The 13243-nt window shown below is 49.8% G+C and carries 22 protein-coding genes; 5 read left to right on the top strand and 17 right to left on the bottom strand.

Annotation, left to right across the window (positions count from 1 at the left end; genetic code table 11):
• Window positions 1-43 precede the first annotated feature (43 nt).
• From def to mscL, 5 genes are all read left to right on the top strand, one after another.
• Window positions 44-553, top strand: coding sequence for a peptide deformylase (gene def / locus ACUY4Q_RS02455; RefSeq protein ID WP_458045537.1), 510 nt, complete (start codon window positions 44-46; stop codon window positions 551-553).
• Window positions 554-567: 14 nt separating this feature from the next.
• Window positions 568-1515: a methionyl-tRNA formyltransferase gene (fmt, locus tag ACUY4Q_RS02450; protein WP_458045536.1), complete on the top strand. Its 948-nt coding sequence runs from the start codon at window positions 568-570 to the stop codon at window positions 1513-1515.
• Window positions 1516-1557: 42 nt separating this feature from the next.
• Complete coding sequence (gene rsmB, locus ACUY4Q_RS02445) at window positions 1558-2847, top strand: 16S rRNA (cytosine(967)-C(5))-methyltransferase RsmB (RefSeq protein WP_458045535.1); 1290 nt, start codon at window positions 1558-1560, stop codon at window positions 2845-2847.
• Between the two features lie 22 nt (window positions 2848-2869).
• Entirely contained in the window at window positions 2870-4246 is a 1377-nt protein-coding gene (gene trkA, locus ACUY4Q_RS02440) for a Trk system potassium transporter TrkA (protein WP_458045534.1), read from the top strand.
• Window positions 4247-4374: 128 nt separating this feature from the next.
• On the top strand, window positions 4375-4788 hold the full coding sequence (mscL, locus tag ACUY4Q_RS02435; protein ID WP_458045533.1) for a large-conductance mechanosensitive channel protein MscL: 414 nt from the start codon (window positions 4375-4377) through the stop codon (window positions 4786-4788).
• On the opposite strand, the gene ACUY4Q_RS02430 is transcribed toward mscL, so the two are convergent.
• The 17 genes from ACUY4Q_RS02430 to rpsN form a co-directional block, all read right to left on the bottom strand.
• Window positions 4789-5004 carry an alternative ribosome-rescue factor A gene (locus ACUY4Q_RS02430; protein ID WP_458045532.1) on the bottom strand — a complete coding sequence of 72 codons (216 nt, stop codon included), beginning with the start codon at window positions 5002-5004 and terminating at the stop codon, window positions 4789-4791.
• A 56-nt stretch (window positions 5005-5060) separates the two neighbouring features.
• Window positions 5061-5483: a Zn(2+)-responsive transcriptional regulator gene (gene zntR / locus ACUY4Q_RS02425; protein WP_458045531.1), complete on the bottom strand. Its 423-nt coding sequence runs from the start codon at window positions 5481-5483 to the stop codon at window positions 5061-5063.
• A 5-nt stretch (window positions 5484-5488) separates the two neighbouring features.
• A complete protein-coding gene (locus ACUY4Q_RS02420; protein ID WP_458045530.1) occupies window positions 5489-5854 on the bottom strand; it encodes a DnaJ family domain-containing protein in 366 nt (121 codons plus the stop codon).
• Window positions 5855-5966: 112 nt separating this feature from the next.
• Window positions 5967-6353, bottom strand: coding sequence for a 50S ribosomal protein L17 (gene rplQ, locus ACUY4Q_RS02415; RefSeq protein WP_220266741.1), 387 nt, complete (start codon window positions 6351-6353; stop codon window positions 5967-5969).
• Between the two features lie 40 nt (window positions 6354-6393).
• Window positions 6394-7383 (bottom strand): DNA-directed RNA polymerase subunit alpha, encoded by a 990-nt coding sequence (locus ACUY4Q_RS02410; protein ID WP_034461761.1) that lies wholly within the window; start codon window positions 7381-7383, stop codon window positions 6394-6396.
• 25 nt (window positions 7384-7408) lie between these two features.
• Complete coding sequence (gene rpsD / locus ACUY4Q_RS02405) at window positions 7409-8029, bottom strand: 30S ribosomal protein S4 (RefSeq protein WP_437434294.1); 621 nt, start codon at window positions 8027-8029, stop codon at window positions 7409-7411.
• Between the two features lie 33 nt (window positions 8030-8062).
• Window positions 8063-8452 (bottom strand): 30S ribosomal protein S11, encoded by a 390-nt coding sequence (gene rpsK, locus ACUY4Q_RS02400; protein WP_260861814.1) that lies wholly within the window; start codon window positions 8450-8452, stop codon window positions 8063-8065.
• A 16-nt stretch (window positions 8453-8468) separates the two neighbouring features.
• Window positions 8469-8825, bottom strand: coding sequence for a 30S ribosomal protein S13 (gene rpsM / locus ACUY4Q_RS02395; RefSeq protein ID WP_437889935.1), 357 nt, complete (start codon window positions 8823-8825; stop codon window positions 8469-8471).
• Window positions 8826-8971: 146 nt separating this feature from the next.
• Window positions 8972-9088, bottom strand: coding sequence for a 50S ribosomal protein L36 (gene rpmJ / locus ACUY4Q_RS02390; RefSeq protein WP_000868187.1), 117 nt, complete (start codon window positions 9086-9088; stop codon window positions 8972-8974).
• 30 nt (window positions 9089-9118) lie between these two features.
• Window positions 9119-10450 carry a preprotein translocase subunit SecY gene (secY, locus tag ACUY4Q_RS02385; protein WP_437434296.1) on the bottom strand — a complete coding sequence of 444 codons (1332 nt, stop codon included), beginning with the start codon at window positions 10448-10450 and terminating at the stop codon, window positions 9119-9121.
• 7 nt (window positions 10451-10457) lie between these two features.
• Window positions 10458-10892, bottom strand: coding sequence for a 50S ribosomal protein L15 (rplO, locus tag ACUY4Q_RS02380; RefSeq protein ID WP_458045529.1), 435 nt, complete (start codon window positions 10890-10892; stop codon window positions 10458-10460).
• A gap of 3 nt (window positions 10893-10895) precedes the next feature.
• On the bottom strand, window positions 10896-11075 hold the full coding sequence (gene rpmD / locus ACUY4Q_RS02375) for a 50S ribosomal protein L30 (RefSeq protein WP_004846568.1): 180 nt from the start codon (window positions 11073-11075) through the stop codon (window positions 10896-10898).
• A 3-nt stretch (window positions 11076-11078) separates the two neighbouring features.
• Window positions 11079-11582: a 30S ribosomal protein S5 gene (gene rpsE / locus ACUY4Q_RS02370; protein ID WP_004106339.1), complete on the bottom strand. Its 504-nt coding sequence runs from the start codon at window positions 11580-11582 to the stop codon at window positions 11079-11081.
• 14 nt (window positions 11583-11596) lie between these two features.
• A complete protein-coding gene (rplR, locus tag ACUY4Q_RS02365; RefSeq protein ID WP_458045528.1) occupies window positions 11597-11950 on the bottom strand; it encodes a 50S ribosomal protein L18 in 354 nt (117 codons plus the stop codon).
• Between the two features lie 9 nt (window positions 11951-11959).
• Window positions 11960-12493: a 50S ribosomal protein L6 gene (gene rplF / locus ACUY4Q_RS02360; RefSeq protein WP_458045527.1), complete on the bottom strand. Its 534-nt coding sequence runs from the start codon at window positions 12491-12493 to the stop codon at window positions 11960-11962.
• A gap of 12 nt (window positions 12494-12505) precedes the next feature.
• Window positions 12506-12898 carry a 30S ribosomal protein S8 gene (rpsH, locus tag ACUY4Q_RS02355; protein WP_437434299.1) on the bottom strand — a complete coding sequence of 131 codons (393 nt, stop codon included), beginning with the start codon at window positions 12896-12898 and terminating at the stop codon, window positions 12506-12508.
• Between the two features lie 30 nt (window positions 12899-12928).
• Window positions 12929-13234 (bottom strand): 30S ribosomal protein S14, encoded by a 306-nt coding sequence (rpsN, locus tag ACUY4Q_RS02350; protein WP_013099026.1) that lies wholly within the window; start codon window positions 13232-13234, stop codon window positions 12929-12931.
• Window positions 13235-13243: the final 9 nt, after the last annotated feature.

The raw sequence follows: 13243 nt of genomic DNA, 5'->3' as shown, positions 1-13243 counted from the left end.
AGGGAATAATCTTCCCAACTCCTGAACACGACTCTGGATATTTATGGCAGTTTTGCAAGTGTTACATATTCCTGACGAGCGCCTTCGCAAAGTCGCTACGCCGGTAAAAGAAGTAAATGAAGAAATTCAGCGCATCGTTGATGATATGTTCGAAACGATGTACGCCGAAGAAGGTATTGGTCTTGCTGCAACGCAGGTGGATATTCATCAACGAATCATCGTGATTGATGTTTCGGAAAATCGTGATGAGCAGCTGACGTTGATCAACCCAGAGCTCCTTGAAAAAAGCGGCGAGACGGGTATTGAAGAGGGTTGTCTGTCAATTCCTGAACAGCGTGCGCTAGTGCCACGTGCCGAAAAAGTAAAAATTCGCGCGCTTGACCGTAATGGAAAGCCGTTTGAGCTTGAAGCTGATGATCTTCTGGCTATCTGTATCCAGCATGAAATGGATCATTTAGTCGGCAAACTCTTCATTGATTATCTCTCACCGCTCAAGCAGCAACGTATTCGTCAGAAAGTTGAAAAACTGGATCGTATGAAAGCCAGAGCTTAAGGACAAACACGAACGTGTCAGATTCTCTACGGATTGTTTTTGCAGGCACCCCTGATTTTGCAGCGCGTCATCTCGACGCGCTGTTGTCGTCTGACCATCAGGTCGTTGGGGTATTTACCCAACCTGACCGCCCCGCCGGTCGGGGTAAAAAGCTTATGCCGAGTCCAGTCAAAGTCCTTGCGGAAGAAAAAGGGATCCCGGTATATCAACCCGTCTCTTTACGCCCTCAGGATAACCAGCAATTGGTCGCCGATTTACATGCCGATGTGATGATAGTCGTTGCCTACGGACTCATTCTTCCTAAAGCAGTGCTGGATATGCCGCGCCTGGGTTGCCTTAACGTCCATGGTTCATTGCTTCCACGCTGGCGTGGTGCTGCCCCTATCCAACGTTCGCTTTGGGCGGGCGATCGGGAGACGGGTGTGACCATCATGCAAATGGATGTGGGTCTGGATACCGGCGACATGCTTTATAAGCTGGCCTGCCCCATTACAGATGAAGATACCAGCGCAACGCTTTATGACAAGCTGGCACAACTCGGTCCGCAGGGCCTGCTTGAAACACTCAAGCAAATCGCGACAGATTCGGCGCAACCCGAAGTGCAAAATGAAGCGTTGGTCACCTATGCTGAGAAACTCAGCAAAGAAGAAGCGCTTATTGACTGGTCTCTTTCTGCCAATCAACTTGAGCGTTGTATCCGGGCATTCAATCCCTGGCCAATGAGCTATTTCATTATCGACGAACAGCCCGTAAAAGTTTGGAAAGCGTCTGTCATCCATGCTCAAACCAATGCAGAGCCCGGTACCATAGTTGAAGCGAATAAACACGGTATCCAGGTCGCAACGGCAGAGGGGATCTTAAATCTTGAGTCCCTACAGCCCGCAGGCAAAAAAGCCATGAATGCGCAGGATTTATTAAACTCCCGCCGTGAATGGTTTACGCCGGGTAATCGTCTGTCCTAATTCCCCCTGCCCGGTAAAACCGGGCATTTTTATCTCGTGGCTATGAAAAAAAATATTAATTTACGAAGCCTTGCGGCACAGGCAATTGAGCAAGTGATCGAGAAAGGGCAATCGCTGAGTAGCGTCCTGCCCCCACTACAGCAGAAAGTCTCCGACAAAGACAAGGCATTGCTTCAGGAGTTATGCTTTGGTGTGTTACGAACACTTCCTCAACTGGACTGGTTAATCAATAAGCTGATGGCCCGCCCGATGGCAGGAAAACAACGGACGGTGCACTTTCTCATTATGGTGGGTTTGTACCAGCTTCTGCATACGCGTATCCCTCCCCATGCTGCATTAGCCGAAACGGTTGAAGGCGCTGTAGCCATCAAACGCCCCCAGCTCAAAGGGTTGATCAACGGTGTTCTGCGCCAGTTCCAGCGCCAGCAAGAGGCGCTGCTAACTGAGTTCGAACTGAGTAACGAACGCTATCTGCACCCTGACTGGCTTCTCCAGCGAATTAAACGTGCCTACCCTAAAGAATGGCAAAAAATTGTTGAAGAAAACAACCAACGTCCGCCTATGTGGCTCCGCGTAAACCGGACACACCATACCCGGGATGCCTGGCTCGAATTACTGGAAGAAGCGGGCATGCAGGGGTTCACACATGAAAATTACCCTGATGCTATCCGACTGGCCTCGCCGGCTCCGGTACACGTATTACCAGGATTTGAACAAGGCTGGGTAACCGTTCAGGATGCCGCCGCACAACGCAGCGTGAATTTCCTTGCACCGAAAAACGGTGAACGCATTCTGGACCTGTGTGCGGCACCGGGCGGGAAAACAACACACATACTCGAAGCCGCACCTGAAGCCAGTGTGCTTGCAGTAGATGTAGATGAACAGCGTCTGTCTCGCGTTTATGAAAACCTTAAGCGGCTTGGCATGAAAGCAGAGGTCAAACAAGGAGATGGCCGTACGCCTTCTCAGTGGTGTGGAAACGAGAAGTTCGACCGTATATTGCTTGATGCGCCTTGTTCAGCGACAGGGGTAATCCGCCGTCATCCTGATATCAAGTGGTTACGTCGTGATCGCGACATCAAAGAGCTTGCTCAACTGCAGTCTGAAATTTTAGATGCCATCTGGCCACACCTTAAATCTGGTGGGACTCTGGTCTACGCAACATGCTCAATCTTACCGGAAGAGAACAGTCAGCAGGTGCGCGCGTTTTTGACACGTACATCTGATGCGCAATTAATTGAGACGGGTACACCGGAACAACCAGGCCTGCAGCATCTGCCTGACGCAGAAGAAGGTGACGGTTTCTTTTACGCTAAGCTTGTAAAACAGTGACGAGAAGAACGGGCCACAGCGGATGAAAATAATAATACTGGGTGCGGGACAAGTTGGCGGTACGCTGGCAGAAAATCTTGTTGGCGAAAATAACGATATCACCGTCGTTGATATCAATGGCGATCGGCTGCGTAGTCTTCAGGATAAGTTTGATTTGCGTGTGGTTCAGGGTCATGGCTCCCATCCGCGCGTGCTTCGTGAAGCAGGGGCAGATGATGCTGACATGCTCGTCGCCGTCACCAGTTCGGATGAAACAAACATGGTGGCCTGCCAGGTCGCCTATTCGCTTTTCAACACACCGAACCGCATTGCGCGTATCCGATCGCCCGACTATGTGCGTGATGCAGACAAACTTTTTCACTCTGAAGCCGTACCAATCGATCATCTGATAGCCCCCGAGCAACTCGTTATTGACAGCCTTTATCGGCTTATAGAGTACCCTGGCGCGCTTCAGGTGGTGAATTTCGCTGAAGGAAAGGTCAGCCTCGCGGTCGTGAAGGCTTACTACGGCGGGCCCTTAGTTGGTAACGCATTATCCACTATGCGGGAACATATGCCTCATATTGACACGCGTGTCGCGGCTATTTTTCGTCATGACCGCCCCATCCGTCCTCAAGGATCGACCATTGTTGAGGCTGGCGATGAAGTCTTCTTCATCGCAGCCTCTCAGCATATCCGCGCCGTCATGAGCGAACTTCAGCGGCTCGAAAAACCCTACAAACGTATCATGTTAGTAGGCGGAGGGAATATTGGTGCAGGTTTGGCGAGGCAGTTGGAAAAAGATTACAGCGTCAAATTGATCGAGCGCGATCAGCAACGCGCGGCGGAGCTGGCAGAAAAACTGCAAAATACCATCGTGTTTTATGGCGATGCTTCGGATCAAGAATTGCTGGCCGAAGAGCATATAGATCAAATGGATCTGTTTATCGCTGTGACCAATGATGATGAAGCCAACATCATGTCCGCGATGCTGGCTAAGCGCATGGGAGCGAAAAAAGTCATGGTTCTCATTCAGCGTAAAGCGTATGTCGATTTGGTTCAGGGCAGCGTCATTGATATCGCGATTTCCCCGCAGCAGGCCACCATTTCGGCTCTGCTGAGCCATGTCCGTAAAGCGGATATCGTCGGTGTTTCTTCCTTACGCCGTGGTGTTGCTGAAGCTATCGAAGCCGTTGCGCATGGTGATGAAAGTACATCACGTGTCGTAGGACGAGTCATCGATGAGATTAAGCTACCTCCTGGCACCATTATTGGTGCTGTTGTGCGTGGTAATGATGTCATGATTGCCAACGACAACTTGCGTATTGAGCAGGGGGACCACGTCATTATGTTCCTGACAGACAAAAAGTATATTTCTGACGTAGAACGATTATTCCAGCCAAGTCCCTTCTTTTTGTGATCAGCAAGGCGCCATATACGGCGCCTTTTTCATGCATTCTTATAAAATGCTGCCTAATTTGTGATGTGAATGGCAAAAAGGATGACGTTTGTTAGACTTACGTTACCAGATAGCATAAGGGGAAAAGTATGAGCTTATTGAAAGACTTCCGTGAATTCGCAATGCGCGGAAACGTAGTTGATTTAGCCGTAGGTGTGATTATCGGCGCAGCATTCGGTAAAATTGTTTCTTCACTGGTTGCCGATATTATCATGCCGCCGCTTGGATTATTGATTGGCGGGATCGACTTTAAACAATTTGCAATTACGCTGCGTGAGGCTCAGGGAGATGTTCCTGCAGTTGTCATGCACTATGGCGTGTTTATCCAGAACGTTTTTGATTTTATCATCGTGGCTTTCGCGATCTTTATGGCGATTAAACTGATTAACAGGCTAAAACGGAAGCAAGAAGAACAACCAAAGGCACCGCCAGCGCCCACTAAAGAAGAGGTCTTGCTGACGGAAATTCGTGATTTGCTGAAAGAACAAAACAGCCGTCCCTAGTCAGACCTCGATAGTAAGAAGGCCAGTGGTAAAAAAGCATTTTGCTTGTTTGCCACTGGCCTCCCAGTTACCCCGGTTTGCATGTTTCTCTTTACGTAAAAAACTGCCCTTCCCTTTCTTATTCTTTTCCACACGCTGACGAAATAGCGGGTCATGCAACAAAGCCTCTAAAGCATTATCTTTAATCTGGCCTTTTGTATGTTGATATCGACTCATAAACACTCCTGACATGGTTAAAAACGACGCAAGTTTAGATCCGTCCCGCAGTAAAATCAACCCGCCGCAATATGGTCCGATCCTTGCTCTAATGTTTCCAGAATAGAGCAGTACACACTGCTATGCGCAGTTCCACAACAGGCGTCATTGAGTTTTTGCAGTGAAGAGCGAATAACTTGCAGCTCTTCGATGCGCGCTTCTACTTCGCTTAACCGCTCTTGCACGATACTTTTGGACTCCTGACAGGTATGATGCTCGGGATCAATTCGAATCGATAGTAAGTCGCGAATAGACTCCAGCGTGAAACCCAACTGCCTCGCATGACGTATGAATTTTAATCGGCGTAGATCCTTTTCAGTATAAAGACGGAAGCCTCCTTCTGTCCGCACTTCATGCTCCATCATCTGCTGTTTTTCGTAGTAACGGATAGTATCAGGGGTAACACTGGCCAATTTCGCCAATTCGCCTATACGAAACATAGCAATCACTCCTCCAGTTTATGACGTATTTTATCGGAATAGCCGGTATGCAGAAATTCACTGCTCAGCCCCGCCTGACGAAGCCTGAGTTCCAGCAATGAAAGACGACGAGAAATGGATGAATAATCTGGATGATCTCTCTGGATTCCCGACAAAAGTTCTGTAAGTGCAATGGCTTCCTTACGATATTCCATCTCGGGAGGGAGGCAACCTGCATTCTTGAGTAATCGGAACCCTGCACGTAGTTCAGGTGGCACGTGTGAATCGTCCTCAAGAGTAATAGGCTTACCCTTACCAGGCAGATTATCGAATTCACCTTTATTTTGCGCATCCAGAATGTGGCGTTCAGCCCACTGGTCAATTAACCACATGACCGCCCCCTTGGAAAGAACAGAGCAGAAAAGATACAACCATTGTAGAGACGTAAGGATGCTGCGGATATAAAAAAACCCGCCGAGGCGGGTTTTTTTACTTCGCTACAGATTACTCTGCAGCTGCTTCTGTTTTCGATTCTGAACGATCAACCAGCTCGATGTATGCCATCGGCGCGTTGTCGCCTGCACGGAAACCACACTTCAGAATGCGAGTGTAACCACCGGCACGGCTCGCGAAACGCGGGCCCAGTTCGTTAAACAGTTTTGCCACGATCTCGTTATCACGAGTACGGGCGAATGCCAGACGACGATTAGCAACGCTGTCAGTCTTGGCAAGAGTAATCAGCGGCTCAACTACGCGACGCAGCTCTTTCGCTTTAGGCAGGGTCGTCTTGATGATTTCATGACGAACCAGTGAACCTGCCATGTTGCGGAACATAGCCTGGCGATGGCTGCTGTTGCGGTTCAGTTGACGACCACTCTTACGATGGCGCATGACCTTATCCTTCTCAGTAAAACCTTAACCTGTGATCCGGTTACTCGTCAGCAATGCTTGCTGGTGGCCAGTTTTCCAGGCGCATGCCCAGTGACAAACCACGCGAAGCCAGCACGTCTTTAATCTCGGTAAGAGATTTTTTACCTAGGTTCGGCGTTTTCAGCAACTCAACCTCGGTACGCTGTACCAGATCACCGATATAGTGGATAGCTTCTGCCTTGAGGCAGTTAGCAGAGCGGACAGTCAATTCCAGATCGTCAACAGGGCGCAGCAGGATCGGATCGAATTCTGGTTTCTCTTCTTTCACTTCCGGCTGACGTACATCACGTAAGTCAACGAAAGCTTCCAGTTGTTCTGCCAGGATGGTTGCCGCACGACGAATCGCCTCTTCAGGATCGATTGTGCCGTTGGTTTCCATTTCGATGACCAGCTTGTCCAGGTCGGTACGCTGTTCTACACGCGCTGCTTCAACATTGTAGGCAATACGCTCTACAGGGCTGTAGCACGCGTCGACCAGCAGACGGCCGATTGGGCGCTCATCTTCTTCCGAATGAATTCGGGCAGAAGCCGGCACATAACCACGACCGCGCTGAACTTTGATACGCATGCTAATAGATGCGTTTTCATCGGTCAGGTGGCAGATCACATGCTGTGGCTTGACGATTTCAACATCACCGTCGTGGGTGATATCGGCTGCAGTCACAGGGCCAATGCCAGATTTATTCAGAGTAAGAATAACATCATCTTTACCCTGAACTCTCACCGCCAGCCCTTTCAGGTTGAGCAGGATTTCCAGGATATCTTCCTGAACGCCTTCTTTGGTGCTGTACTCGTGCAGTACACCATCAATCTCAACCTCGGTCACCGCGCAACCCGGCATCGATGAGAGCAGAATACGGCGCAGTGCGTTACCCAGAGTATGGCCAAAGCCACGCTCTAAAGGCTCAAGGGTCACCTTGGCGTGCGTCGAACTCACTTGCTCGATATCTACCAGGCGCGGTTTTAGAAACTCTGTCACAGAACCCTGCATTGTGTCCTCTCTTTGGTACTAAGCTTTACTTGGAGTAAAGCTCGACGATCAGGTGTTCGTTAATGTCCGCAGACAGATCAGAACGCTCTGGCTTACGCTTGAACGTGCCTTCCATCTTGCCAGCATCAACTTCCAGCCAGGTTGGCTTTTCACGCTGCTCAGCCAGCTCCAGAGCGGCTTTCACGCGAGACTGCTTTTTCGCTTTCTCACGAATGCTAACAACGTCATTCGGACTAACCTGATAAGAAGCGATGTTAACAACACGACCGTTTACCATAATTGCTTTATGGCTAACCAGCTGACGTGATTCAGCACGAGTAGCACCGAAGCCCATACGGTATACAACGTTGTCCAGACGACCTTCCAGCAGAGCCAACAGGTTTTCACCGGTGTTGCCTTTCAGACGTGCTGCTTCTTTGTAGTAGTTACGGAACTGACGCTCCAGCACACCGTAGATACGGCGAACTTTTTGCTTTTCACGCAACTGCACACCATAGTCAGACAGACGCGGTTTACGCGCACCGTGCTGGCCAGGAGCTTGTTCAATTTTACACTTGGTATCGATCGCGCGAACGCCAGACTTAAGGAATAAGTCGGTGCCCTCACGACGGCTCAGCTTGAGCTTAGGACCCAAATATCTTGCCATTTTCTTTCTCCAACAAACCTGGAAAACGAAGCGTTATACGCGACGTTTCTTCGGCGGACGACAACCGTTATGAGGGATCGGAGTCACATCAGTAATATTCGTGATGCGGAAACCAGCGGCGTTCAGTGCGCGAACAGTAGATTCACGACCCGGACCCGGACCTTTAACCATAACTTCCAAGTTCTTGATACCGTACTCTTTCACGGCGTCAGCGCAACGCTCTGCTGCAACCTGAGCTGCAAACGGAGTGGATTTACGCGAACCACGGAAACCGGAACCACCGGCTGTTGCCCAACCCAGTGCGTTACCCTGACGATCGGTAATGGTAACGATGGTGTTGTTAAAAGAAGCATGGATATGAGCCACGCCATCAGAGACTTGTTTTCTTACACGTTTACGTGCACGAATTGGTGCCTTTGCCATTATTCAATCACCCCGATTATTTCTTGATCGGTTTGCGCGGACCCTTACGGGTACGTGCGTTGGTCTTGGTACGCTGACCGCGAACCGGGAGACCACGACGATGACGCAAACCGCGATAGCAACCAAGGTCCATAAGGCGCTTGATGCTCATGCTAACTTCACGGCGCAGATCACCTTCAACGACAAATTTGGCAACTTCGTCACGCAGCGTGTCGATTTGTTCTTCAGACAGCTCACTGATCTTAACATTCTCAGCGATACCCGCAGAAGCCAGGATGGCTTTAGAACGGGTCTTGCCGACGCCATAGATCGAAGTTAATGCGATCACAGCATGTTTCTGATCAGGAATGTTAATGCCTGCTATACGGGCCACTATGCACTCCTATAATTTCACTTGCACGCACCATGCTGAAAAGCCCGTTTTCAGGATACTCAAATGGATACGTACAGACATACAAAAGATTGGCTGGCTAATCTAGCCAGCTCAACCCAACTTTGCAAGAAAAATATGCGAAATAATCAGCCTTGGCGCTGTTTATGTTTCGGCTCGGCACTGCAAATCACACGGATGACACCATCACGCTTAACGATTTTGCAGTTACGGCATAATTTCTTGACGGAAGCACGAACTTTCATTTTTACTCTCCGTAACTTCTCAGGCGACCATTAACGGCCGTAGCCTTTCAGGTTCGCCTTCTTCAATGCAGACTCGTACTGACTCGACATCATCAGAGTTTGCACTTGAGCCATAAAGTCCATAATCACGACGACAACAATAAGTAATGAGGTTCCACCGAAGTAGAACGGCACTTTCATTGCATCACGCATGAACTCCGGGATCAGGCAAATAAAAGTAATATAGAGCGCACCAACCAAAGTCAGGCGGGTCATTACTTTATCGATATACTTCGCCGTTTGCTCTCCCGGACGAATTCCTGGTACAAATGCACCGGACTTCTTCAGGTTATCTGCTGTTTCACGCGGGTTGAAGACCAACGCCGTGTAGAAGAAACAGAAGAATATGATTGCAGACGCATAGAGTAACACATAAAGCGGTTGTCCAGGCTGCAAATACAGCGAAATTGTTGTCAGCCAGTTCCAACCGGTACCGCCCCCGAACCATGACGCGATGGTCGCCGGGAACAGAATAATACTGGAAGCGAAAATTGCCGGGATAACCCCTGCCATATTCACTTTCAGCGGCAAATGTGTGCTCTGTGCAGCATACACACGACGACCCTGCTGACGTTTAGCGTAGTTCACCACAATGCGGCGTTGACCACGTTCCACGAAGACAACAAAGAACGTCACTGCAAATACTAATACTGCAACCAACAGCAACAGGAGGAAGTGCAGGTCGCCTTGACGCGCTTGCTCGATAGTGTGGGCAATGGCTGGCGGGAGTCCCGCAACGATACCAGCGAAGATAATAATCGAGATACCGTTACCGATACCACGTTCAGTGATCTGTTCGCCGAGCCACATCAGGAACATAGTTCCTGTAACCAGACTAACAACAGCGGTGAAATAGAATGCAAAGCCTGGATTCATAACCAGACCTTGCATACCAGGCATATTCGGTAAACCGGTAGCAATACCGATTGACTGGAATATCGCCAGCACCAGAGTACCGTAGCGGGTGTACTGACTAATCTTACGACGTCCGGACTCCCCTTCTTTCTTCAACTCTGCCAACGCCGGATGAACGACGGTCAGCAGCTGGATGATAATTGATGCCGAGATATACGGCATAATACCCAGAGCGAAGATAGAAGCACGGCTGAGTGCACCACCAGAGAACATGTTAAACATTTCAATGATGGTGCCTCGCTGTTGCTCAAGCAGTTTGGCAAGTACAGCGGCATCAATACCAGGGATCGGAATAAAAGAGCCAATACGGAACACAATAAGCGCACCGATTACAAACAACAGTCTGCGTTTCAGCTCGCCTAAGCCACCTTTGGCACTTTGAAAATCTAATCCCGGTTGTTTAGCCATCTGCTACTTATTCCTCGATTTTACCGCCAGCAGCTTCGATAGCAGCACGAGCGCCTTTAGTCACACGCAGGCCACGAACAGTTACCGGAGTAGAAACTTCACCAGACAGGATCACTTTCGCGAACTCAATCTGAATACCGATAATGTTTGCTGCTTTCAGCGTGTTCAGGTCAACTACGTCGCCTTCTACGTGAGCCAGATCAGACAGACGAACTTCAGCTGTGATCATTGCTTTGCGCGAAGTAAAACCGAATTTCGGCAGACGACGGTACAGAGGCATCTGACCACCCTCGAAACCGCGACGTACGCCACCGCCAGAACGAGAGTTCTGACCTTTGTGACCACGACCACCGGTTTTACCGAGACCGGAACCGATACCACGACCCAGGCGTTTGCCCGCTTTTTTAGAGCCTTCGGCCGGAGACAGAGTATTTAAACGCATCTCTTACTCCTCAACTTTAACCATGTAGGAAACCGCGTTGACCATACCACGAACAGCAGGAGTATCCTCGCGTTCTACGGTGTGACCAATACGACGCAGACCCAGGCCAAGCAGCGTTGCCTTGTGTTTCGGCAGACGACCGATTGCACTGCGGGTTTGAGTAATTTTAATAGTCTTTGCCATGGTTTATTTCCCCAGAATTTCTTCAACGGATTTACCACGCTTGGCAGCGACCATTTCTGGAGAATTCATATTTTCCAGACCATCAATAGTTGCACGAACCACGTTAATCGGGTTGGTGGAACCATATGCTTTGGCCAGAACGTTATGAACCCCAGCGACTTCCAGGACGGCGCGCATTGCACCACCGGCGATAATACCGGTACCTTCAGAAGCCGGCTGCATGAAGACACGAGAACCCGTGTGAACACCTTTAACAGGGTGTTGCAGGGTGCCGTGGTTCAGCGCGACATTAATCATATTGCGACGGGCTTTTTCCATCGCTTTCTGGATCGCTGCTGGAACTTCACGCGCTTTACCGTAACCAAAACCAACGCGACCGTTACCATCGCCAACAACAGTCAGAGCTGTGAAGGAGAAAATACGACCACCTTTTACGGTTTTAGATACGCGGTTAACCGCGATCAGCTTTTCCTGCAGTTCGCCAGCCTGTTTTTCGATGTGAGCCATCTTACACCTCTACCTTAGAACTGAAGGCCAGCTTCACGGGCAGCATCTGCCAGTGCCTGGACACGACCATGATATTGGAACCCGGAACGGTCAAAGGACACGACTTTGATGCCTTTTTCCAGAGCGCGTTCAGCAACAACTTTACCAACAGCTGCAGCAGCGTCTTTGTTACCGGTGTACTTCAATTGTTCAGTGATAGCTTTTTCTACAGTAGAAGCAGCTACCAGAACTTCAGAACCATTCGGTGCAATTACCTGTGCGTAAATATGACGCGGGGTACGATGTACCACCAGGCGAGTTGCACCCAGCTCCTGGAGCTTGCGGCGTGCGCGGGTCGCACGACGGATACGAGCAGATTTCTTATCCATAGTGTTACCTTACTTCTTCTTAGCCTCTTTGGTACGCACGACTTCGTCGGCGTAACGAACACCCTTGCCTTTATAAGGCTCAGGACGACGGTAGGCGCGCAGATCAGCTGCAACCTGGCCGATCAGCTGTTTATCAGCGCCTTTCAGCACGATTTCAGTCTGAGTCGGACATTCAGCAGTGATACCGGCTGGCAGCTGATGCTCAACAGGGTGTGAGAAGCCCAGAGACAGGCCTACTGCATTCCCTTTGATCGCTGCACGGTAACCTACACCAACCAGCTGAAGCTTTTTAGTGAAGCCTTCGGTAACACCAACAACCATTGAGTTCAGCAGGGCACGCGCGGTACCAGCCTGAGCCCATCCATCCACGAAACCATCACGTGGACCGAAGGTCAGAGCGTTGTCTGCATGATTAACTTCAACAGCATCGTTGAGGGTACGAGTCAGCTCGCCATTTTTACCTTTGATCGTAATAACCTGACCGTTGATTTTTACATCAACGCCGGCAGGAATAACGACCGGTGCTTTAGCAACACGAGACATTCTTTCCTCCGATTAGGCTACGTAGCAGATAATTTCGCCACCAAGACCAGCTTGGCGCGCTGCACGATCAGTCATAACACCTTTAGAGGTAGAAACAACTGCGATACCCAGACCAGCCATAACTTTAGGCAGCTCATCTTTTTTCTTATAGATGCGCAGGCCTGGGCGGCTGACACGCTGAATGCTTTCTACAACAGCTTTACCCTGGAAGTACTTAAGAGTTACTTCCAGTTCCGGCTTGGTGTCGCCTTCAACTTTAAAATCTTCGATAAAACCTTCATCCTTCAGCACGTTGGCAATAGCCAATTTCAGCTTGGAGGAAGGCATAGTGACCGCAGCTTTGTTCGCGGCCTGACCGTTACGGATACGGGTCAGCATATCCGCGATCGGATCTTGCATGCTCATCTGTCTTTACTCCCGTGATTCAATTGGTAATTACCAGCTAGCCTTTTTCAAGCCAGGTACTTCACCGCGCATGGCGGCTTCACGCAGCTTAATACGGCTCAACCCGAACTTGCCCACATAACCATGTGGACGACCTGTTTGACGGCAGCGGTTACGCTGACGAGACGGGCTGGAATCACGCGGCAGAGTTTGCAGCTTGAGAACTGCGTTCCAACGATCTTCGTCGGAAGCGTTCACATCAGAGATGATCGCTTTCAGTTCAGCGCGTTTAGCGAAGAATTTATCAGCTAAAGCTACGCGCTTTACTTCGCGTGCTTTCATTGATTGCTTAGCCATTCAGTAACC

Source organism: Phytobacter cepae (genome assembly GCF_054165735.1).
The sequence above is the reverse complement of the archived record's forward strand: the minus strand, read 5'-3'. Positions and strand labels throughout refer to the sequence as shown.